Origin of the sequence: Rhodomicrobium sp. R_RK_3, from assembly GCF_002198715.1 — a bacterium.
In the GTDB taxonomy this organism is placed as follows: Bacteria; Pseudomonadota; Alphaproteobacteria; order Rhizobiales; family Rhodomicrobiaceae; genus R-RK-3.
In genome coordinates this window covers 39026-60904 of sequence record NZ_MWLK01000033.1, presented here as the reverse complement: position 1 = coordinate 60904, position 21879 = coordinate 39026, and the positions used below count along the sequence as shown (strand labels likewise).

Sequence of the window (21879 nt, the reverse complement as noted above, 5' to 3'; positions counted from 1 at the left end):
GGCATTCCTTACTGGACGAGGGTGCCGGGCACGTTCGGCAGTGCCGGAGCCGTCTTCTCAGCCTGGGCACGCTTCAACATGCTCTGGAGCAGCGCGGCGCGGGCGATCTGGTCGCCGGCCTGGAAAGCATTCTTGGCTTGTGGGCCGCCAAGAACATTCCCCATCATGCTGCGCGCCATCGCTTCCTTCCCGGAATCGCCACTTGCGCCCAGGGCCTGGGGCTGTTGAGGCGCGCCGTTCTTCGTGCGGAAATAGTCGATCAGGCCCTGCTTGTTCATGTCATCCATCATCAGAACCCCCTCGCCGCCGTCATGGCCTCAAGCACGGTCTGCGAAGTGGCGCGATTGCCTTGGGGCTTGACCTTCTTCATTTCCTGGAATTTCGGCATAGCCACCGGCTCGCCCGTCAGACGCTCGAAGATCGGCCGCACGCTCTCGTTCAGGATGGCGTAAGCCTCCTCGCGACTGTTTGCGGCCGGGAGCTGGCCGACAATGCTCTCCAGAAAGGCCAGATCGGCATTCGACTGCTGGCTGTCAGAGACGCCTCGCGCCTTCTGCATCGCCCGGTAAGTCATGACGAGATCGGCGCCGGCAGAGCGCAATTCCGCGCGCAGACGGTTAGCGGAGCGACCTTCGCGCTGGGTGCCGAAAAGCTGTTCGCCGAGCGCCACGCCGGCCCGCTTCGCCGAACCGATGGCGTAGGTCACCGGGTCGTCAGCGATGCCGGCATTCGAGCCACCATACTGACCAGCGCCCAGGTTCCATTCGTCGGGCGTGGCCTCGTTGATCTTCTGCGCGAGCTGGGTGAGATCGCCCTTGACCTGCCGCTGGGTCATCTCTTCGCCGCGACGCGCTTCCTCACGCTTCTCCGTGCCCTTGGCGCGCGCATCGGCCTCAGATTTCAGCTCGAAGATCGGCCGGGCATTGGCGTCATAGAGGAAACCACCACCGGGAGCCTGACGATGGATATAGCCATCCGGCACCTTCTTCGCCGCCGGGCCGCGCTGAGCGCCTTCCGGGACCTCGCCGGTGATTGCTGGGGCAGCGGCCGGGGCAGGCGCTCCAGCCTGCGCGGGGTTGGGGAGCATATTGCCCTTGGTCGCAATATTGGACTGCACCATGAGGCTGGACGGACCAACCTCGCCGATGTTTTCGGTCGGCATATTGCCGCCCAGCATCGGAGCAGCGGCCTGTGGAGGCGCAGAGGGGGGTGCAACAGCCTGAATGGGCTGAGGACGCACGGCAGGGGCCATCGGCGCTGCGTCCGTCTGTGGGGCTCCTGCGGCTCCAGAGGCCGCTGCGAGACGGATCGGCTCAAGTTGAGGACCGCTGGGCGTGCCCGTGAGCGATGAGATCGGATCGAGGCCGCCGGTGCGACGATTCCAGACCATCGAGACCTCTTCTCCGTTCTCGCCGGGCACCTTGATGATCACGGGCTGCTGCGGCGAGACATCGGTCGTCGCGATCTTGGCGAGCATGGCCTGGCCGATGGCCGCCGTGCGCGGATTGCGCATCAGCGCGACGGCGCGCTGCACATTCGCTGCCTGAGCCGGATTATCGCTGAGATTGACGGGCTGCGCGGACGCTGCGGCACCGTCAGTCGTTACCCCAGCCATCTTCTTGCCGGTCATGTCCTGCACCCCGCCCGCCGTCATGCGGATGAGGAACGGATTGGCGCGCAGCGTGTCGGCGGGGAGCAGGCGGACGAGGGGCGTGTTCGGATTGGCCTTCAGCACCTTCTTGGCGCTGTCGGGTCCGAGAAAATAGCCCAGATAGGTGTTGCTGGGCGTCGGCTCGAAGCCGGCTTTGGTGAGGTCTGCCTGGATCTCGCTCGAATAGATGCCGGTCAGTTCGTCCGACAGCTCCGGGATGCGGCGCATGTCGAGGATCTGCTGCCGCGTCTTGCCGGCGATGAGGTCCGACTTGTGCCGCTTCATCAGGTCCTCCCAGGTGGAGGCGATGAACTGGCCGCGCCCGGTCGCGCTCGACATCGGGTTGGTCGCATCGGGATCGCCAGCACTCTCGGCGCCGACAATGGCGCCGGTCAGCGTATTGGCGGATGGCGCCGGCTTGGCGAAGGAGGGGGGTGGGCCGGAGGATGGGCTCATTGGAGCAGCGGGAGCGCCGCCGCCAAACACGCTCATCAGCAAATTGTCGGCCTGCGTCTGGCCAGTCTTATCCGCCTTGTCCAGCTTGTTGATCTGGTAGGCCGAAATGAGCGCCTTGGCGACGCTGTTCAGGCCCTGCGGCGTGCTCTTGACGGGGTCAGACTGGCTCTGCCCGAGCATGGCGAGCGCCAGCTTGCGCCGCAGCTCGATGGCGTCGGGCGTCATGCCGCTGTCGCCAGAATTGCCACTGTTGGCGCCGGTGATTGCATCCAGGAGAGCCATTAATGCACCGCCATTTCGTAATTGACGTGATCGACGCCGCCCATGTTGATAACGGCCTCCGGATGCAACTCGCGCACTTCATCCGCCATCAGCCCCTGGTGGAAGCCCTCCTCGCCCTTGTATCGGAAGGACCAGATGGTCAGGCCGTTGGGCAGCTTGCCGATGGGGACCATGGCCTCCTTGAAGCGCCGGTCCGACATGATCGTCGCGGCGCCGAGCGTGCCGGCGAGGCCGTAAAGCCCGGCCTGCTGGTTCTGGCGGTTCTGGTTGGCGATGTTGTAGCTGTCGTAGGTGTATTGTCCGACCGGCGTGGTGGAGACGCCCGGCGTCGGCGTGCTGACATTGCCTGGAGCCCCGCTGATCGGCTGGTTGAAGCCCATTAGGGTCGAATAATCGGAGAGAGGCAGATTGCGCTCGGTCAGAGCCGCATTATTCGCGACATTGTAGGCGTCGAGGAACATGCGATTATAGGCATTGTCCTTCTGCTGCCCGAACTGCGACATGGCGATCTGATACTGTTTCGAGCCCGGCCGGATGCCCTTGTTGATGAGCTGATTCTCCAGCGTCGATGCCTGCTGCGACCACTGCGGGTCGAGGAAGGTCTTCTGGATATCGGAAATTTCAGTGCCGCGCGCCGCATTGAGGTCGAAGGGCGTGCCAATCGTATCCTTGAAGCGGTCGAGGCTCAAGCCCGCCGTGTCGCCCAGCGTCCCCTGGAGAACGCGCTGCTGATCGAGGAGGGCTTGCTGCGCCGGATCGAGCTTGGTGACCGCACGGTAGCCGGAGGGGCTGTTGGGGTCCTTCACATAGTCGAGCGTGCCGAAGGCGTTGCTCTGCCCCGTCATCGCCAGACGCGCCTGCTCACGCGCCGTCTCGACATTGGATGCGGTCTGAGCACCAGCAACCGCAATCGGATCAGGCTGCTTGGGAGCGCTTGGTTTTCCCATGGGGGCGGTATCCGTTCATTTCCGAAGAATTGATCCAGCGGCAGCGCTCCGGCGTCATCGTGTAGAGGATGCCGTCGATGCCGTGACCGTATTCATTTTCCAGGACGCCGACCTCGCGTCCGCCGAGCTTATGGGCGAAGTACCGGCTGGCATGATTGTCACGCCGGATACAGGCATTGAGCCGCAGCACGCCGAGCTGGATGAAGGGGTACGAGAAGATGATCTTCAGATCGTGCCGCCCGACCCAGCCGGGATCGCCGGCCAGCGAAATCTCAATCGAGGTCTCGCGGTAATTCGTATAGAGCACCGCGCCGACGCCGATGCCGGCCTTCACGACCGCGATCACCTCATAGGGCATATTGCCGACAAGCCGGTTCGCCGTCGTGCCCAGCTTGACCGCCAGATATTCGACCAGAAGTCCCTTCTCACCGGGCGTGACGGCTGGAACGATCACGCCGGGCCTACATAAATGCGCCGTCGACGACGAGCAGATCCCAGCCATTGACCTGGAAGACAGCCGCTGCCGACGCTGAACCGCCAACACCAACCTGGAGCGTGCCCTGTAGGCGCACAGAGGCGCAGAAGCCCTGACCCTCGACCGCATTCCAATCGGTAACGATGCGGCTGGTCTCCGGCCAAACGCCAGCATCCCATTGCGCCACATCCCAGAGCGCTGCCGGATCGGACGGGAAGCTGAGGCTATTCACCGCCGCATTGCGCGAGAAATCGACATTCAGCGCGAGGCCGACCGCCGCCTGCCCGTCGGTGAGCAGCAGCGAGCGGCACATGGTGAAGTCCTTCAGGCGACCGCGGTTCTTGCAATAATTGAAGGCACCTTCGAGATTGAACTCGATGGGGGCGTCATAGTCGAAACCCTGGCAATCGGCCTCAATGACCTGGCCGGCATTGCCGCCATAAAACAGCCGGTCCTGAAAGATTTCCCAGCAGTTCGCATTCTCGCCCAGGAAACGGCACCACGCCCCGGTCACGGTGTTCATGACGTACTGGACCTGCTCGACACCCTCGGTGACGGGCACATTCAGGATTGCCCTGGTGCCGCGCGGGTAGGAGGTAAGCTGCCATCCGAAATTGGCACCCCAGTCGCGTGCCGAAGCGTTCATCACCGGCTGGATCAGCGCCGTGATGGTGGCGTTCAGGGTCGCAGCGCGGTCGGTGTTGATCGCGCGGCTGAGCGGCAGCACACCATCGACGCAGACGACCGCCAGATCCGGCCCGACCTTGGTCAGGCAGCGGCGTCCGAGCGGCGATCCCATCTCGTAGACGCCAGCCAGATCCACATTGCCTTCGGGATCGCCGGAATAGATTGCGACCTCGCCTCGGCTGGTGATGAAAGCGATATAATCATCCGGTCCCTGCCCGCCATCGCGAGACCAGGAGCCAATTGCCATCAGATATCCGCCCTTATTGAACACGCCTTCGAGGTCGAAGATTTCGGCCGTGCCCTGGATGCTGTCGGTCGGCAAATAAGCCGGCGAAATCTCGTCCTTAAGCACCATCCAGATGCGCTCGGAATAGGCAGCCATGCTGACGACATCGGTCGGCGTGATTCCGGAAATCGAGGCCGTCGCCCAGACGGCGCCATCCCAGAACATGGGCGTGTCTTCGCCATTGGCGATCCAGAGGAAATTGCCGCCGCTGGTGCTGAAATTGATATGCTGGAAGCGCGCATTGGCGAGCCCGCTGACCGATGAATCTATCGTCGCCGACGTGGTCACCGTCACATCGAATATCTCGGTGCCGGCCGCTGCGAAGAGCTTGTCATCGGCCGTGGAGAGGGCGTGATATGCCATCAGGCTCTCCACCGGCGCCACAACCGGCGTCAGAGCATTATGCAGCCGGTGGCCCTTGCGGATTTCGACATAGCCGGGCTGTGGGAAGAGGTTGTCGAGCGTGATCGCGCGCGTCTCGTCCATCTTGGCGAGCGGCGAGATGGCGTCCCAGCCCTGCACAGGAGCCGGCAGGCTGACGCCGCGCGCCAGCTCCGCTGCCGGGAGGACCTCATAGCGCGCGCCGCGCACAGACCGGCCTGCGAGGGCTCTGCGCATCGCCTACGACCCCACGATCCCGGTGAAGTAAGGCGGCTGCGGCTGGTCGTTGTAATAGGTGCTCTCGGTGCGGATGCGACCCGTGCCGCGATCAGCAGCGGCAGCCTTTTCTTTTTCACGTTCCGCCGTCGACATATCCTCGGCGTACTGGGCAAACCCACGCGACTGACGGAACCGCCAGATGATTTCGAGGGCGATCAGGTGTTCCGGCACCAACGCCGTGTCGGTGTCGGCCATGAAACTGTCCTGCCGCGTGCCGCCCGCCGACTGCGCCCAGCGCTTCGAGATATATTCGAACGCCAGATTGTGGCCGGCGGCCATGACCGGCAGGACGTTGAGCTGGTTGCCGATGATGCGCCAATAGCCGGGCGTGCCGGTTGCGATGCCGGCGAGAGCGCGCTGCCAGTATCGTTGCGGCACCGGGCCGAAGAGACGCAGATTGCTGGAGCGGTCCCAGATCTCAGGATTATAGACCAGCCGGTCGTAATCGGCCGGCGGCAGGGCGTTCGTCTGCTCCTGCTGGGCGAGCGTTGTGAACTGCTGCTCGACGATCAAATTCTGCCAATCGTGATAGCGCGCAAGCTGTCGGCCTGCCTGATTGGCGAAGACCAGCAGCTTCTTGACGGCCAGATCATTGGAGCTGGCAACAGCAGAGGGCTCCGGGAGGCCGAGCGCGACGGCTGCCTCCCGGACAATCGACAACAGGGTCAAGGAGAGCCCTCCTGGTGAGGATTACGCGCGGGCCTTCGCCGGCTTGCGAGCAGCTTCGGGGCTGGCCGCACCGGCCTCAGGAAGCTTCACGCCCTGTTGCGCCAGCGCGTTGATCTGCGCCTGCATGGCGGCGAGCTGGTCGATCAGATCCTGCTTCTCGGCGGCCAGCCTCACGGTCTCAGCGCCGGATTTGGCGTCCGCCAGCCAGGCCCTGGCCTTCTCGCGCAGTTCCCGGCCATTCGAGCCGATGCGGTCGATATGGCCTTCATGCACGGCGGCGAGCGCCTCGACCGTATCGATATTGGCAGCCCTGAGGTTGAACGCCACCGAACGGGAGATCGGCGCCCAATTCTCAATCGGCATACCCTCCATCGGCTTTCGACCGCGCTCCTGGTAAGCGGCGTATGCCTTTGGGAAGCGCTTGCGGTAAACGTCATTGGAAGGCTGGAAAAACAGACTGTTGCGATCACCCGGCACCGCGATCTTGACGTGCTCGACATCGCGATAGACTTCATGGCCGGCTTCCTGCGTCCGTCGGCCATCGAGCATCGGGAAAAGCCCGAACGCCACCGACACGGGCGGGATGTGTTCCTCCATCCCTGCCTCGCGCTCCATAATCATGGGGAAATCATCGCTCAACTGCATGGTATTTTCCTCTGGGCGTCAGCCCCTTTATCGTCGACTGGGTCAAGCGACCCTCTCCGTAAGCGCATCGTCGACATGCTCGATGCGCTCCATGAAGGCGTTCTCCTGGGAGGGCTCGCGCATATAAAATCGGCACATGCTTTGAAGCAGCCCGTGGCCGTAGAGCCGGACGTTCAGATCGGTAACCTTCTGAACCGTCTCGAAGAAATTGGTCGCATAGGTGAGCAGCACCGGCGATGAGATGAAGATCTCGCCATCGCACATGACATCGACCACGTCCTGCTTCTTGCCGGCGTGCTTGCCGGCCCACTGCTGGATAGTCTCGCCTTCGCTCTTGAAGGAACAGTCCATGGCGAAGATGGAGAGGTCTCGGTAGCCCATCGCATAGAGCAGTGGGATGGAGCGCAAACCGACCGAGCCGCCGCCCGAGATCACGTGCTTCGGGCTTTCCTTCAGATCGCCGATGATGCGCAGCACATGCTCGCCGGTCGAGACGTGCCAAAGCCGGATGTCAGCGTTACCGAGCTTGTCGAAATAGCCGGGGTGGCAGACCGACGCAACCAGATACTGGACCTCGGGATGCGGACGCTCAATGTTATCGGCCTTGTGCAGCCGGGGATCGCATTCGATGTGGAATTTCGGCGTGATGCCATGGCTGAGCAGGAAGTCATGCGAGCCGGAGACCGAGACGACATCGACATCAGGCCGCTGTGCTTCGATCTTGAGCGTCTCGATGGTGTCGACCAGAGAAGGTCCGTAGCAGGCGATCAGCGCGGTGCGCCCGTGGGGCTCGGCCGTCTCGATCCGGCGGGGAAAGCGCGCAGAATTGGCCACCACGGCCTTCCAGCGCTCCTCGCTGTCGACGGCACCCACCGCCGTCACGCCCTGAACCATGACGCAGGGCGCCCCGATCATCATCAGGTGCTCGCCCTGGCGCTCCCATTGCGCGGCTCGGAAGCGTTTCTCCAAAACCCGCCGCCAATCCCACTCGGAATGCAGCTCGGTGATGCGGACGCCGACGAAGGTACATTTCTTGGACTTGGAAGCGAGATCGGCGAGCGCCGCGTCCATGTCGTCCATATGCTCGATAACGTCGACGGCCGCCTGGAAATCGGCTGGCTCGTCACCGACCGATTCCCACGTCCGCACATCGCCCACCTGCGAAAAGGCGTCCGACGCGGCGTTGATCTGCTGCCGGGTGTGCTCGAAAAAGGCCACCATCTCCGGCGTCATCTGCCGACGCCCAGCGGATTTGCGGGCGCCCATATGCTTCTTCGCCACCAGCTCGGCAGCGACCGTGGCTCCGCGCTCTTCCCAGAGCAGGATCTGGAAGTATTTCAGCAGCTTCGCACGCCACCAGACCGGCGGCTTCACCAGCAGGTGCGCGTTGCGCCCGTCAGCGAGCGTCTTGCCGGCGAGACGGGTCGAGATCGTCACAAACAGACGCTTCTGGGTCAGCTCGCGCAGGTGCCGCAACACGGCGTTGAGATTTTCAGGCTCGATGTGCTCCAGCACATCCGTGCAAACCACCAATTCGGCCGGCTCTGGCTCGCCATCCTTGCCTTCGATGGCCGGATCATATTCCTGGACAGAAACGGGCAGATCCGACAGCGCAATCTTCAGATTGCCCTTGCCAGCGCCATAGTCCAATACGGTCAGGTAGCCGCCGCCCTGCACGAGCTGCTTGGCAAATCTCGACCAACCGAAATTGTCATTGCCGTAATGCGGATTGGTCTCGTGCAACTCTCTGTTCAGGCGGCGATAATCGTCTGAAATCAGCATGGTTACCTCGCCCACGCGTTCATCGCGACCCGCCACTCGTCAGCGTATTCGACGTTCTCGTAGCCCGGCATTGTCGGAATGCCGTCAGTGAAATGGACGATCCTCGGGCTCTCATCGCACTTCGTATGGCCGACCAGATAATTCCATTCCGGCCCGAGCGTGCCGATCTGGTGGTCTTCGAGCCAGCAGAAACGATGCAGGTCGCGGCCGGGCACATTGTTGATGAGGTCGACGCTGAGATTGGCGTTGGCCGGGTGATCGCAATTGAACAGCATCACGCTCGACCAGTTCTTACGCGCATATCGCGTCTGGAGCTGACCATCCATCTTCACGCCGTCCTTCGGCTGGTGGTCGTGCTTGACGCAGAAGACGGCGCATTGCGGATTGGCCTTGGCGTATTCGAAGAGCGGCACCAGCGAGGCGCGCACGAGCATGTCAGCGTCCATGAACAGCGCCAGACCCTCTTTGGCGAGGATCGGGGTCAGGAAGCGGCTGATTGCGAATTCGGTCGACATCGGCGCAGCGGAAATTTCGTCCCAGAGCACGCTCTGGCCGTCGACCAGCCGACGCGAGGTCTGGCGCCAGTAGAGGCCCCGCTGGCGCATCTCATCGAGAACGATGCCGCGCACCGGGATATGGCGCAGCGTGTGCTGCTCGGCCGAGTCGCGCGCCACGGCGAATGCTGACGCTTCGCGCGGGTCGAAGCCAATGTAAATACTACGCATATTGGACATGGAAACTCCGTGGTCGAGGGGGCGGATATTCCACCGCCCCCTCTCTGATCGATCAGGCCAGGTTGGCGTCAGGCAGGCCGCTGAAGCGCGGATACTGCAAGAAGACCTTCGCCAGCGCAGGCGGCGCGCCAGGCCCGGAAGCAGTGGCATAGGTGATGCCCTGCAACTGACCTGATGCAGAGACCTGCGCCACTGCTGCAATCAGATGGCCAGAAGCGCCGGCACCGAGCTGCAATCCTGGCGTGGACACGGAGGCCGACACGAACGCCAGCGCCTCGCCATAGATCTGAGCCCAGCCGAAGGCAGTGCCGGCCATGGTCTGCGTAGCTGTTGCGCTGGAGAAGCACAGGATGCCGACGCGAGACTGCTGCGCGGCTGCGGGATTGCCGGAGACGGTGGTCACGACGCTGCCAGGAGCGCCAGCGCCGTCGATGATGATCGCCGTTCCATTGATCCACGTCGCCGCCGCCAGCTTGATGGCGACGAATTCCTTCGTCGAGCCATCCCCGCCGACCACGGCGGCGCGCACGCCAGGGGTGGAGTGCTTGCCTTGCAGAAATTCCCGCTTGGTCGCGAGGCCGTTGTAGGGATTTGCGCCAATGATATACATGTGTCCCTCCCCTTAGTTCTGGAACAGACGGCCCTGGCGGGCCATATTCGAGACGCACATGTTTCCGGTAAAACCAACGAAGGCGACTGTGCCGTCCTGATTGGTCGGGATGCGGTCGCCACCGAAGGGGACGAAGTTCCGGTCGGGGTGAGGACGCAGATACAGGTAGTCGGTGTTCAGCGCGAAGGTCGTGTTCGCCGGGCAATAGCCATTGTCGAGCACGAAGTCCGCATTGCCGCCGACGCCGTAGTATTTCAGCGCGGTAAAGCCGAAGCCGGCCATATCCGTGTTGGTGATGCGCTGGAGCGGCTGAAGCGATTCCAGATAGAAGCGGTAATGGACCGCATCGGCCACATAGAGGTCGGGACGATCCGAGCCGCGCGTGCAGCTAATCGACAGCGAGTTCAGAGCCGCCAGATAGTTCGACGGATTGCTCGCTGCGATGTTGATTGCACCTTGGGTACAGATCGCCGTCTGGTTGCGCCAGAAGGTGTTGCCTGCACGGTCGATGCCACCGACGGAGCCGGTGCCGGGCGACGTGACGACGAACAGGCCGAGGCCCTGCATCTGCTTACCGCCGAAGCTGGTGCCGTCGGAGTAAGCGGCCTGAGCCACCAGATCGACCAGCGTCTTTTCGCTGTTCTTAATGCGAGCGGAGACCAGATTAATCGTGGCTAGCTCGCCCTGGTTCTTGAGCTTGTCGAGGCCAGACCAGACCGCAGGCACATAGCACTGCTTCCAATCGAATTCGGCAGCCGAAAAGGGCTCATGCAGATTGGTATTCAGGGGGTCGAGGCCCGCATACCAACCGCCATTGGGGTTGAGCGAGACTTCAAGCTCCTGAACGATGGTGCGCCCGCCCTCGGCGGGTTTCACCTTTCCTTTGCGACGCAGCCTATCGAGAAAGGCGGTCGTCACGGTCGCGTTGTCAGCCAGCTTGCCGGAGCGATTCCGCAAGGTGGTCGTGACAATATCGTCAAAGTCTGGATTGGCGGGCATTGGCCCTCACCCTTTCCATTACGCTTGACTGTGCTGCCGGTATGCGCGGCGCACGTCAGCTTCGATATCATCAGGGTCGGCACCGCCAGCGGCGTCCTTCAGGACGGTCCCCGGCAGCTTCGACCCGCCCATGGAGCGCGACGCCTCCCGAGCTTTCTCGGTGGCTTTCAGCTCCTTTTGCCTTTGCGTGCCCTGAGCTTCAGCAACGCGCTTTTCGATCAGCGCCTCCTGGATTTCAGGATTCATGCGGACGGCCATGTCGTAGGCAGTCTTGAGGTCGGCGGCAGGGTTCCCCGAATGTGCAACCATCCCGGTGCTGAAGAGCTTGACGATGTCTTGCTCGACATTGCGGTAATAGATGTTCTTCGGATCAGCGGCGAACCGGGTAATCTCATCTGCGATTGACTGCACCTTGGCGTTTCGATCCGCCTCTGCTCGCGATGAGGTATGCGATTTCAGTTCATTCAACTCTTTCAGGATGGGTGCCAATACTGGCTGGAGGACCTGCATCAGCTGGTCGTCGCCTGAAATCTGGTCGGCACCGGCCTGCTGTCCGGGCTGCGCGGGTGTCGCGCTGCCTCCGGTCGCGCCATAGCGCTTGGCGAGGTCGGTGAATATCTGGGCGATCTCGGCATGGGTCTTGCCGTAGCCTTCAGCACAGACCGCGAGGCCGCCGGCAAGGTCCTGCTTCATCAGCCGGTCGACAGCGGTGTAATGGTCGAGCGCCGCCTTGATGGTCGTGTTGTGTGCGGTCGCCATCTCGGCGTAAGGCTTCAGGTCCTTGTAATCAGCCAGAGCCTTGAAGCCCTGGGCAACCTCGGTCTCGCGCTTGGCTATCTCGGCGCGCACCGCCTGCGGGACCTGATCCCATGCCGCTTTGGCCTTGATCGACCAAGACGGCGGAGGCGTTTCGGCAGCGGGCTCATCAGAGCCATCAGGCTGCTCCGTGACAGCCTTTTCGTCGACGGGCTGCTTGGTCTCGTCCTGGGCCTCCTTCGCCGCCTTGGGCTTGAAACGGCCGCGCTCATCGCGGTCTTTCTGCTCCTGGCTGCGGGTGTCGGCACCAGCGGGCTTTTCCTCGGTGTCGGGGTGCTCGGTCGTCTCCGCCGGTTCGCTGGCGGGCGCGGGCTGTTCGATCTTCTCGGCACGCTCCTGAAGCTCGCGATAGGCCGCAAGCACGTCATCGGCAGCATCATCTTCACGATGCTGGGTGCCAGCCTCGTTGTTTCCGTAATAGCGTTCGTTCATGGGGGTCTTCTCGCCTTTCGATCAGCGATCAGGAGGGTCTGCGATTACAGGCTGGAGACCTGCTCGATGGCCTTTTTCACGTCCGCGACGATGTCGGCCTCGTGCTGCTTTTCATCGGCCAGCGGCGGCTTCGCGACATAGTCGGTCCAGTTTTTATCGTGACCGACGATGGCGCAGCCATTCCGCTCGACATGCCGGTAATAGGCCGACTTCGAATCGTACATTTTGCCGTCGATCACGCTGCGGATGGGGTCCATCGAGCCGATCACCATCGGGGTCGATAGGCTGGAGCGGGAACGGCGAGTTTCCTGGGCTTTTTTCGCCAGAAACTCCCATTTCGGGACCAGTTTCCCGGTTTCCTTGTCGTAAATCCAAGCGCCTCTGGCCATCACTGCACCTGCGCGGATTGGGGCTGACGGGCAGCAGCGGTGCGAGCAGCTGATTCAGCACTGATGAGCTGCATTTTCCGGTCCATCTCGGCCATGCGGGCGAGGTGCTCGGTGAGCTGTTGCTCGGTTTGCGCGTGGATCTGCGCGAGCTGGGCATTTTTGAGCGCCAGATCCGCATTGGTCCTGGCCGCATCCGCCTGCATCTGCTGATCGTGATTCTGTTGATCGATGGCCATCTTCTGCCGGCTCATCTCAGCGTCGGCCTGGGCCTTGATCTGTTCGGGCGTCGGCTGTGGCTGCTGCTGCGCGGCTGCCTGGACCTTGGCGGCAATGGCGCCGAAGGTCTTTTCGATGCTTTCCTCAAGCGTCCTGCCGGCGCGGAACCGGCGTATGGCGTGCATCAGCATCTCGCCCATCAGCTCGGCAGTCTCGGGCGCTGCCTGGACGGCGGCGGTCGCCTTCTCCATGAACTGTCCGGCGACGCCCATGAACTCCATGGCCTGCTGCTTGTCGGCGTTCTCGTCGGCCTGTCCGGTGCTGTCGGTCTCGATGTCGATGCGGAAAGAGCGGAGCCGGTCATTGCGGAGAAGCTCGATGACCCTGTCGTCGAAGGTCATATTGGCACCGTTCTGCGGCTCCATCGGATTGGCCATTGGCGCCGGTGGCTGCGTGGCGCCCGGCATCGCCACGACATTGCCGCCCATCGGGGCAATGGGGGTCGGCACGTAACGGTAGCCCGTCATCTCGGCGATGGTCTCGGGCTCGAATTTCTCGGCGATGACCTCGGCGCATAGCCGGCCGACATCGCGACAGAAGCGAGCAACCTCGTCCTTGGCGTTCTTGAGCCGGCGCGATCCGGTTTGCGCTTTCAATTCTTGTGCGCCCAAGGTCTCGGACGGGTCCGTCTGACCGCGCAGGATGTCGCTGATCCCGGTGATCTGGAACACGTCCTGGATCAGCTGATTTCGAGCCGTGATGGCCGCCTGGATCGCGGTGATGACCATGTCGAGCGGCAGCCAGTCGATCAACTTGCCGACGCCGCCACGCTCGCTCCAGCCGGTGTAGTCTTCGATCTCGACGAACAGCTCCTTGTTCGACTTCTCGCGAATGACTTCCTCAAGCGCATCGGTGACGCGGCTCGGACCACCAGGAATAAACCCCTTGATGATGAGCCAGGCCATCATATTGGCGATCTTGTCGGTGAGGTCGTTGATCTCCTTCGCCTGATCCCGGTAGTAAATATAATCGGGCCTCGGGATGAGGCTGCGGCTGGTTTTCGTCGCGTAACAGGGCTTCGGGCATGGGAAGAAACCCGAGAAATTGATCGGCGGCTTGCCGCTCTCGATAAATTCGTCGCGCAGACCCTCCGTCATCCAGGAGGTCAGGTTGCGGCGCTTATCCCACAGCTCGTAAATGCGGCAGAATTCGTCGGCATTCTCGCCGGAAATCTCACCATTGACGCGGTCGGAAACGTTCGCCGGCACCTTCGCATCGTAGGTCAGGCGGTCGGCCATCTCCTTGCCGAAGCGGTCCTCGACCTCATCGCGGGTTTTGTAAACCGCCCGCCATACGAGCCATGCATCGTTCCAGGTGCCGCAAACGTTATGACCAAATTCGGTCCACTGGACGTGATCGACGACGACGCGCTCGCCAGCAAGGCGCTCCAGCATCTTCGGCTCAGCGTCAGCTTCGAGATCCGGCCCGCCGGGAAGCCCTGGGACCACCGCATCATCGTCGCCGGGCTCATCGTCCTCATACTGCTCGATATCGGCTTCGTAGCGCACCCAGGCGACGCCACGGCCGGGAAGCAAGCGGTCGTCGCGGACCATCTGAAAGGTCTCATCGACATTGTACAGCTCGAAGCTGGTATTGGTGGCGCGCTCGATCAGCTCGGCAGCGGTGCGGGCGACCGGATCGCGGTCCTTATAGCGGCGCGAACACTCGATGGTCGGGACCTTGGCGTAGATCGCTGGCTTCAGCGTCTCGACATTGGCCCAGAGCAGCGCATAGCGGCGCATCGAGCTGGCGTTGCGGTCCTCATCGAGATAGAGGTCCTCAATCTGCTTGCCGTCCTCCCGCCATTTCTCGGTCGCGCGGGTGTAGCGCTCGATCTCGCGGCGGTACTGCGCCATAAGCTTTTTGTCAGGCTTCGGACCTTCCTGCGCCGCCTCCTCCTTCTTGCGCTCGCTGAAGGCGGTACGCTGCAAGTCGTCGGAATTGGTGCCGGCGCCGTATAGGTTCGGCTGTGCCATGGCTATGCCCATTTCCTGTTTGGTTTCTGTGCCTTCAGCAGGTCATTGACCCGGATCTGACCGGGTTGCAGCTCGGGCATCCCGGCCTCGCGCGGCTTCGGAAATGCGACGGCGACGGCCAGATGGCCCCAGGCGTCAGCGCCGTGCGACGCGAAGTCGTGCTTCGGCGTCTTGCGGAAAACGCGGTTTTTCTGATCCCATTCCTGCTTGTAGGAGCGCAGCATCTCGATGCCGTGAGCACATCGCTCCTTATCGAAATGCGCGATGCCGATCAGCTTCCGGCCGGCGTTGATGCGGTCCATGACCTTATGGTCCGGCACCAGCTGCGGATTGCGGCCGAGGGCGAATAGGCTCTGAATGCGGGTGCGGGCACCTGGTGCGCCTGGCTCGCGTTGCTTGGCGTCATGCGGCACCCAGTCGACACCGCCGCGATAGCCGCGTTCATCCAGCCATTCGCAATAATGGTCGAAGCCCTGGTTGCTCCCCTCGATGTAGTCGATGATGTGCAGCCAGCCGGGGCCGACCTGATAGACCCAGATCGCCATTGGATCATCGACGCCGATGTCCCAGGCCGTATTGATCGGGTAGCCCTTGACGATATCTAGACCGCAGACGCGGCCGGCGCGCTCGGCATTGTCGATCTGCTTGCCGTAGAATGCGCCGAGGATGGCAGCGCTCCAGGAACAGAAATACTCCTGCTCGATCAGCGCATCGCCGGCCTCTTCACCGAACATCGAGCGATATTCGGTACGCTGAATTTCGACATCATCGAGCGTAATGGTCGGCTCGAAACCACCGGCATGGCAGAGCCGCATACTGTCTTCGATGGTCTGACGCTCGGCGTAATATTTCGGGTTTCCGCTCCAGTTTTCGAACATCGAGAGCGCATGATTGCGCCCTTCCGGCGTGGTAATCGCCAGCGCCCAGCCCTTATTTTCCACCAGAATTGGTGCCAGATATGCCCATGCTGCCGGGTGCGCCTTCGCCCATTCCGACATCACGATGCCGGCCGGCGGCGTGCCGACCAGGGCCTTGAAGTTGTCAGATCCGACTACCTGCCAGGTGGCGCCCCATTTGAACCGAATGAACATCTCCTGCTCATTCGTGTTCTCGCGCCATTCATGCGGGAAGGCTTCGTCTATGCGGCGGATGCCGGTATGCGGATTGACGGCAGCCCAGATCGCCTTGCGGCCCTGAGCGTACTCAGGAAGCAAATGCCAGAATGTCGCCGGGCGAGTGACGCTCGCCTTGCCGATCAGGTTGAGGGCGATTTCGTCCTTGCCCCACCGGCGGTGCATAACGGCTATGGCTCGCTTGCCAGTACCGTCAAATTTCTTGGTGACCGGGTCGTTGAAGTAATTCCACAGGCTCTGCTGGTGGGGCCGGGGGCGCCACCCGTTAGCAGGCATGGTGATTTTCAGGTGGCGAACTCGATGACCAGCTTGCCGCCGTCAGCGTCGGTCAGCGCGACCTTGTCCCCGTAGGACTTCGGCTTCTCCTTGCCCATCTGCCACTTTTCGGTGTCGACGATGAGCCGGGCTACCTGCGGGTCGATGATGCCATTCTGAGCATCGCGCAAGACTTCATCGATGTAGTCTTGGCGAGCATCAGCACGATGTTCACGCGCGCGCACATAATTGTCAGAAAATTCAATGATCTCGCGCTTCCAGCGATACAGCGTATCCTTCGATGGCATCCCATCCATCTCGCAGATGGCCCAAACGGGAATACGCATCGCGACCAGATCGCAAATCTTCTGGCCCAGCTCCGCGCTATATCCTGACGGGCGGCCAATCGGCTTCTTCTCGGGCGGACTGAGCGGCCCGGTCTCCGGATCGACCTTCTCGCCCTTGGCGCGCTTTTCGGCGCGGTCGGCCTTCGCCTTGATGGACGGATCGACCCGGCGCTTAGCGGGCTTCGGGCTCGCCGTCGGCTTCATATGAACTCTCCTGAAACAGCCCGAGCGCCTTGGCGATCACCCGCCCGGCGTGCTCGGCGATATCGCCCTTGCCGGCCGCCTCGATAAAAGCGTGCAGACCACCGCTATGGGCGACAGCCGTGATGCCGATGGAGCGGGCGCTGTCCCAATATGCCGCCTGCCATGCGTCCGGCATGGGCACGTTGTTGATCCGTTCGGTGCGGCAGACGCTCAGCGGCGGGGTGAATTGCTCGGCGAAGATGCGGATGGTCTGCTCATTTTCGCTTTTTTCGGTCATTACGCCGCCAATCGCAGCTCGGGGATGGGCTGCTCGCCGGGCAGCGTCATCGTCACGATCATCTCGGCCCAGGCAGCAATACGGCCCATTTCGAACATCATATCGCGCTTCGCCATACCGGACTTGAGCGTAACCCGCTTCATCACGCTGCCGACCGCGATCAGCAGCTCGGGGCCGCTCCAGGTCCACGCACGGGAATCGAATCCGACTTTGACCAAATGCGACTCAACAGCCGCCCGAATTTCGGTGCGTTTCATGGGGAAAAACCCGATTCCTTTTTTTTAAACCTGCTTAGCGTTTCAGTGTAGCTTGGCCGCAGCTGGAACTTTTCCAGAACATTAACCAACCGCAATGCTCATGCTCTGTCAGAGCATGTGGAAAAGCCCGGGGGCGTTGCGGCATGGAGTTGGAAAAACAGATAGCCTGTTAGGGTAGATGGCGGGAAGCAGTTACGAGCTGCTCCCCGCCGGATCACGTGTCCCCCTCGGATTAATGAAAGGCACCCATGACCAAACTCTTGGCCGCCGCGATCATCGCGGTTTTGCTGCTGCTCCTGCCCGGCGCCATCCAGATTAAGCTGGCACCCCCAGAAATTACCTGGTGCGTCGCGGTGCGGACCGGCCTATCGGTTCTTCCGAACCGCGTCTGCCTGAGTACGCATCTTACGTTCCGGTGGAATTAATCGCCACAGTGAATCAACAGCCCTGCATCATCTTCGACAGGAAATGATGCAGGTTGCATTAATTCGACGGTCGCCTGCATCACAGCGGGCGACCGGGTGTCGACGCCCGCGAATATTCTTGCCGAAACTGGTGGAGAAGAGTATTCATGGGGTGTGCTGAGCACAAAAAAAGCGCCCCAGATCTCTCTGGGCGCAATTCTCCTACCGGCTTATTTGGCACATTCCTGTGCACGCGTCAAGCCCAAAACCCCACTTTGACTATACGTTACTGTGTAGTGCGACAGTCTGCCGCAGTTTGTACGCAGATCAATAGCCGCGTTCCTTCATGAACTGATGGATCAGCGCCAGCACGCAATAGACGAGCGTGCCACCGGCGGCACTTGCCTGCTTGTGCTTGCGGCCGATTTCCTCGCCCAATTCGGCGAGCGATTTCGGGTTTGCCATGGCGCCGACCTCTTCAGTGACAATCTGGCGGAAGACAGCTTGCAGTTCGGCCGGGACGCGCTGCTGCATTGCCTTCAGGACGCCAAGGCCACGGAGTTGGCGGTCGCTGACCGTGCGCGGGCCTCTAGGAAGCCTGCCGATGCCGGGCTCGTAGCCGCCGGTCAGATTGCTGGTCGCGTCATCGCCGTCCAGCGTGGCGACGCCGAAACTGTCCGCGACCAACAGCGTGAAGCCGTCGAGAGCAACCATGAGGTATTTCGGCAGCGTGCCGGCGGCGACCATCTTCGAGCAAGTTGTGTCGACCCGGCGGCCAGTATGACGGGAGCCAGCGGTCTCGATGACCACGTCCCGGACCTGCTTCTTGCGGGACTTCGCCATCTGGGCCTTGGCGACCGCGACGCGGTTGATTTCGGCGGCCTTTCGGCTGACGCGGCGTTCAATGCGGTCGGCACAATCCATGACGGCTTCGATATCGTTGGGCATGATGCAATCCTTTGGGTTTGGGAGGGGCAGGCGGGGCTCAGGACGGCCGAAGACGCTCGCCGCTATGGTGGTAGCGGGTGGGGTGCGCTTCGGCCGTCTGGGAGGCAGATTTCGAGGATTTGAGGGGTTAGAAGGCCGCTTCCTGGTCGGCCATCTGCTTGCGCTGCGCTTCGGCGGCCTTGCGCCGATCGACCTCTGCTGTGGCCGCGTCCCACATGCTGCCCGGCACCAGACAGCGAGGATGGCCCGGTGCCGGGCCAAACTGCTCCGGATGCCAGTGCAAGGTGCTGCCGAAACTGACAAACCGGCGCAGCTCCTCGCTGAAGTCGCCATACATGCGGTCATCATCATGCATCGCCTGCACGATCTTCGCCCCTTCGGCCTCGACGATTGCGAGCGGGATGCTGGAGCCGGGAAGACCGGGCTCAATCTGACCGAACCATTCGGCCTTCAGGCCCATTTCAGCGAGCGACTTGCGACCGTACAGTCGGTGCGTGACGCCCTCTCTGGCGAAGGCGGACTGGACATACGGCACCCACTCCTGGCCGCTCTTCAGCCATTCCTCGACGAAGCTGTGAACCAGCGCCGGCTTGCAATTGAAGCCTGGGATTTCGGCATCCAACTCGGCCTGGTAGCTCAACCATCCCATGCTGTTCAGCCACTGGTCGAGCTTCAGCGCCTTGCGCCCGCTCTCGCGCTGCGCGCGCTTGACATTGGCCGCTGCGACCGTGTCGCCGTCGCTGAACATGTTGCGGGTGCTGCCCTCATCGAGCAGGGCATCCAACTCCAGCCGGCGATAGTACAGGCTCCGATGAGCCAGATTGCGTTGGGCTGCGGTGCGGATGCCCCAAACGCGCAGCACGTCGCCGGGCAGGCTGTCGGCAAATAACCCCTTGGCTGCGGCCATGAAGGCGAGGAAGTCGGCCGGCACCGGCTCGTCCTCGATCTGCGCCTCGCCCTCAACCGCCATGCCGATCCACGGCTCGCTCGCCAGCCACTTCTGCGGCTGTTGGGCGATGTAGTCGGGCTTCGCCGCCCGCTTCGCCTCGCTGCGCGCCCAGAGCTTCGACGCGGCCATGACGGCAGCGACATGGTCCTGGGCGCCGGATGCCTGCCACGCCTCCCAAGCGTGCTTCGGCCCGTAATGCCGGCACGCCACAGGCCAGGTCTTGTGCCACGCCCAGAACTCCGGCGTGGCAGCGTCCTGCCACTTCACAGCCCGCTTCTCCGGCCGAGCAGCGACCTGACGGCCGGTGACCGCGACCTCGGTGCCGGTTGGCTCCATGACGCGCGTCAGCTCGACGACCTCGCATTCGACATCGATGACCTTGCCGGTCTTGACGGCCACAGCCTTGCCGGCGGCGGCGCGCTTCGCACGCGGATTGGTCCCGGTTGCGCGCGGATTGGTGCCGAGCGCGCGTGGGTTGGTGCCCATAGCTTTCGGATTGGTCCCGTCGGCTCGGCGGCCAGCGGAAACCTTTTGCGCGGAATTTTTTGGAAGGTCCTGCGCCTTTGGCGCAGGTTTGCGGCCAGGACGCAATCCTTCAGTTTCAGGAACGGCACCCGCATCCACCTCTGGAAAGGTGCCATCGAAGCGGATGCCGCCAGCTGGATCAGAAGGACGGCACCCGCCACCGTCAGCTTCAGGCTGCTGGTGCCGTTCCTTCTCATTGGATGGCTGCTCTGGATTTGCCGCTTTGGCGCTTGCGCCAGAATCCGACTGAAAGGAGGATTCTGATTCTTCCTGAGGGTTATACTGATGGTTATATGAGGGTTTAGGGTCGGATTTCCGACGGGGGGTCCGTCGGATTTCCGACGGGGGGTCCGTCGGATTTCCGGACTTTGGCTTCTTCGATTTGCCCCCCGTCGGATTTCCGGACTTTGGACGGTCCTCTTCCCAGAAGGACTGGGCTGATTCCTTGCCCGCCTTCAGCCAGCGCAGAAAGCCCGGGATCTCGTATTTGGTGCCGACGATGTGGCCTTTCTCATTATGGGCAAGGGTGCGCACCAGGAGACCTTCATCCTCCATCGCCTTCAGGTGCAGTTTTACCTGGCTGATCGACATGGTCGCCTCATCGGCCAGAAGAGTCTGGCCGGGCCAGCAGATGCCGCTTTCATTGCTGATGCGCTCGGCCAGAAGCAAGAGGAGGAGCTTCTGAGGCGAGGACTTGACCTTGAGGGCTTTGGCATAGGCGAAAGCTTCGTTGCTCATGACCGGCCTCCGCTGCGGCGGGCTGCCTTGTCGGCCAGCTCCTGATGATGGTAACAAAGGCGCGGCTTGCGGTTGGGCCAGTCTCGGGGATCTTCGATTGGCGGCCCGCTGCGACCGCAAGGGAATTTGCCGGACGACGAGGTCTCAGGGCACGCGACATGCCCATGAGCATTGCTCCAATCCAGCAGGTCCTCAGGCGTGATGCCCCAATATTCGGCGGAGAAGTTAAGCGGGTCCGTGACGTAGTCCGCCATCTCGTCGGGGCTGAGACGGACGAGGTTGCGCCCGCTGCCTGAAGGATACATGGCGGCGTAGAGTTGCACTCCAGATGCCTGCTGGAGCAGCTCGATTGCCTTGATAAGCTGCCTGCGGGTCAGGCCGTTGAGCTTGTTCATCGAGAGGTCCTCCCCAATTTGGCAGAGGTCCTCGACCTGACGTTAACGTCAACGTCAGACGCTTGACTTTTATTTTGATGCATCTTACACTCACACAGTTCAGGATTTTGGAATGAAGAAAGGCCCCGGTTTGACACGGGGCCTTTCTGTTTCTGGGCTGCTCACCATCAGCCGATGGTGCCGTGCTTCAGCTCACGAAACGCCCGGCCCTTCGCCAGGATGTCGCCGTGATGCACGTCGACGCCGTCCAGCTCGTCGAGCAAGTTGAATCGAAGAGTAAATTTGATTAGGCCCCGGTTGAGCATTTGCTCGATGAGGGCTCGGGCATGGTAGACGGCTACGCCGGCTTCGGCGGCCTTCTGCCTCGCCAGCTCGTCACGGGCCGCGATGAGGGCGGCGAGCACATCTTCCGGCTGACCACGGAACTGGTCCAGCCAGTGCGCTGATTTCACATTTGCCATAACATTACTCCGTTGCTCTGCTTCATGGCCGTCCCCTGCCAGGGACGGTTGTGTCTCCTCCATGCCACACGCACGGCAAAGCGCCGCGCCGACGGAAGTCGGGACGGTGCCTTGGTCATGGCCGTGGGGGAGGAATCAAAAGGGCGAGGGAGGATGTTGAATCCCGCCGCTCGCCCGATGATACGAATTTATCGCAAAACAGAGGACCCGTCAA

23 protein-coding genes are annotated in these 21879 nt (G+C 62.1%); 1 reads left to right on the top strand and 22 read right to left on the bottom strand.

What is annotated here, in order from left to right; genetic code table 11:
• Nucleotides 1-8 precede the first annotated feature (8 nt).
• The 18 genes from BLEFHOIH_RS19825 to BLEFHOIH_RS19740 are packed head-to-tail and all read right to left on the bottom strand — an operon-like array spanning nucleotide 9 to nucleotide 17245.
• Nucleotides 9-290: a hypothetical protein gene (locus tag BLEFHOIH_RS19825; protein ID WP_125461819.1), complete on the bottom strand. Its 282-nt coding sequence runs from the start codon at nucleotides 288-290 to the stop codon at nucleotides 9-11.
• Nucleotides 290-2389, bottom strand: a complete 2100-nt coding sequence (locus tag BLEFHOIH_RS19820; RefSeq protein WP_088347773.1) for a hypothetical protein — start codon at nucleotides 2387-2389, stop codon at nucleotides 290-292. Before BLEFHOIH_RS19820 ends, BLEFHOIH_RS19825 begins: the two co-directional genes overlap by 1 nt.
• On the bottom strand, nucleotides 2389-3336 hold the full coding sequence (locus BLEFHOIH_RS19815; RefSeq protein ID WP_125461818.1) for a tail fiber domain-containing protein: 948 nt from the start codon (nucleotides 3334-3336) through the stop codon (nucleotides 2389-2391). Before BLEFHOIH_RS19815 ends, BLEFHOIH_RS19820 begins: the two co-directional genes overlap by 1 nt.
• Complete coding sequence (locus BLEFHOIH_RS19810; protein WP_088347771.1) at nucleotides 3305-3790, bottom strand: GNAT family N-acetyltransferase; 486 nt, start codon at nucleotides 3788-3790, stop codon at nucleotides 3305-3307. Before BLEFHOIH_RS19810 ends, BLEFHOIH_RS19815 begins: the two co-directional genes overlap by 32 nt.
• 7 nt (nucleotides 3791-3797) lie before the next feature.
• Nucleotides 3798-5402 (bottom strand): hypothetical protein, encoded by a 1605-nt coding sequence (locus BLEFHOIH_RS19805; protein ID WP_125461817.1) that lies wholly within the window; start codon nucleotides 5400-5402, stop codon nucleotides 3798-3800.
• Between the two features lie 3 nt (nucleotides 5403-5405).
• Nucleotides 5406-6113 (bottom strand): hypothetical protein, encoded by a 708-nt coding sequence (locus BLEFHOIH_RS19800; RefSeq protein ID WP_125461816.1) that lies wholly within the window; start codon nucleotides 6111-6113, stop codon nucleotides 5406-5408.
• A 21-nt stretch (nucleotides 6114-6134) separates the two neighbouring features.
• Complete coding sequence (locus BLEFHOIH_RS19795; protein WP_125461815.1) at nucleotides 6135-6758, bottom strand: hypothetical protein; 624 nt, start codon at nucleotides 6756-6758, stop codon at nucleotides 6135-6137.
• 42 nt (nucleotides 6759-6800) lie between these two features.
• Complete coding sequence (locus BLEFHOIH_RS19790) at nucleotides 6801-8540, bottom strand: 6-hydroxymethylpterin diphosphokinase MptE-like protein (RefSeq protein ID WP_088347767.1); 1740 nt, start codon at nucleotides 8538-8540, stop codon at nucleotides 6801-6803.
• 2 nt (nucleotides 8541-8542) lie between these two features.
• Entirely contained in the window at nucleotides 8543-9274 is a 732-nt protein-coding gene (locus tag BLEFHOIH_RS19785) for a glycosyltransferase (RefSeq protein ID WP_088360748.1), read from the bottom strand.
• 52 nt (nucleotides 9275-9326) lie between these two features.
• Nucleotides 9327-9884: a hypothetical protein gene (locus tag BLEFHOIH_RS19780; RefSeq protein WP_088347765.1), complete on the bottom strand. Its 558-nt coding sequence runs from the start codon at nucleotides 9882-9884 to the stop codon at nucleotides 9327-9329.
• 12 nt (nucleotides 9885-9896) lie between these two features.
• The gene (locus BLEFHOIH_RS19775) at nucleotides 9897-10883 is read right to left on the bottom strand and encodes a phage major capsid protein (protein ID WP_088347764.1); all 987 of its coding nucleotides are present in this window, start codon (nucleotides 10881-10883) and stop codon (nucleotides 9897-9899) included.
• A gap of 18 nt (nucleotides 10884-10901) precedes the next feature.
• Nucleotides 10902-12131, bottom strand: coding sequence for a hypothetical protein (locus BLEFHOIH_RS19770; RefSeq protein WP_088347763.1), 1230 nt, complete (start codon nucleotides 12129-12131; stop codon nucleotides 10902-10904).
• Between the two features lie 44 nt (nucleotides 12132-12175).
• Nucleotides 12176-12520, bottom strand: coding sequence for a hypothetical protein (locus tag BLEFHOIH_RS19765; protein WP_125461814.1), 345 nt, complete (start codon nucleotides 12518-12520; stop codon nucleotides 12176-12178).
• Nucleotides 12520-14772 carry a hypothetical protein gene (locus BLEFHOIH_RS19760; RefSeq protein ID WP_088347761.1) on the bottom strand — a complete coding sequence of 751 codons (2253 nt, stop codon included), beginning with the start codon at nucleotides 14770-14772 and terminating at the stop codon, nucleotides 12520-12522. Before BLEFHOIH_RS19760 ends, BLEFHOIH_RS19765 begins: the two co-directional genes overlap by 1 nt.
• A gap of 2 nt (nucleotides 14773-14774) precedes the next feature.
• Nucleotides 14775-16181 carry a hypothetical protein gene (locus BLEFHOIH_RS19755; RefSeq protein WP_125461813.1) on the bottom strand — a complete coding sequence of 469 codons (1407 nt, stop codon included), beginning with the start codon at nucleotides 16179-16181 and terminating at the stop codon, nucleotides 14775-14777.
• Between the two features lie 8 nt (nucleotides 16182-16189).
• Complete coding sequence (locus tag BLEFHOIH_RS19750) at nucleotides 16190-16711, bottom strand: ubiquitin carboxyl-hydrolase (RefSeq protein ID WP_088347759.1); 522 nt, start codon at nucleotides 16709-16711, stop codon at nucleotides 16190-16192.
• A complete protein-coding gene (locus BLEFHOIH_RS19745) occupies nucleotides 16680-16988 on the bottom strand; it encodes a hypothetical protein (protein ID WP_088347758.1) in 309 nt (102 codons plus the stop codon). Before BLEFHOIH_RS19745 ends, BLEFHOIH_RS19750 begins: the two co-directional genes overlap by 32 nt.
• Nucleotides 16988-17245 (bottom strand): hypothetical protein, encoded by a 258-nt coding sequence (locus tag BLEFHOIH_RS19740; protein ID WP_125461812.1) that lies wholly within the window; start codon nucleotides 17243-17245, stop codon nucleotides 16988-16990. Before BLEFHOIH_RS19740 ends, BLEFHOIH_RS19745 begins: the two co-directional genes overlap by 1 nt.
• A 248-nt stretch (nucleotides 17246-17493) precedes the next feature.
• Here BLEFHOIH_RS19740 and BLEFHOIH_RS26840 point away from each other — a divergent pair, with 248 nt between their 5' ends.
• Nucleotides 17494-17670, top strand: a complete 177-nt coding sequence (locus tag BLEFHOIH_RS26840) for a hypothetical protein (RefSeq protein WP_170937273.1) — start codon at nucleotides 17494-17496, stop codon at nucleotides 17668-17670.
• A 306-nt stretch (nucleotides 17671-17976) separates the two neighbouring features.
• Here BLEFHOIH_RS26840 and BLEFHOIH_RS19735 read toward each other — a convergent pair whose 3' ends face one another.
• The 4 genes from BLEFHOIH_RS19735 to BLEFHOIH_RS19710 all read right to left on the bottom strand — a co-directional run bounded on the left by BLEFHOIH_RS19735 (nucleotide 17977) and on the right by BLEFHOIH_RS19710 (nucleotide 21665).
• Nucleotides 17977-18597: a hypothetical protein gene (locus tag BLEFHOIH_RS19735; protein WP_088347756.1), complete on the bottom strand. Its 621-nt coding sequence runs from the start codon at nucleotides 18595-18597 to the stop codon at nucleotides 17977-17979.
• Nucleotides 18598-18724: 127 nt separating this feature from the next.
• A complete protein-coding gene (locus tag BLEFHOIH_RS26385) occupies nucleotides 18725-20809 on the bottom strand; it encodes a hypothetical protein (protein WP_125461811.1) in 2085 nt (694 codons plus the stop codon).
• Entirely contained in the window at nucleotides 20806-21204 is a 399-nt protein-coding gene (locus BLEFHOIH_RS19715; RefSeq protein WP_088347752.1) for a hypothetical protein, read from the bottom strand. The genes BLEFHOIH_RS26385 and BLEFHOIH_RS19715 overlap by 4 nt, the downstream gene beginning before the upstream one ends.
• A gap of 167 nt (nucleotides 21205-21371) precedes the next feature.
• Nucleotides 21372-21665 carry a hypothetical protein gene (locus BLEFHOIH_RS19710; RefSeq protein WP_125461810.1) on the bottom strand — a complete coding sequence of 98 codons (294 nt, stop codon included), beginning with the start codon at nucleotides 21663-21665 and terminating at the stop codon, nucleotides 21372-21374.
• Between the last annotated feature and the right edge of the window lie 214 nt (nucleotides 21666-21879).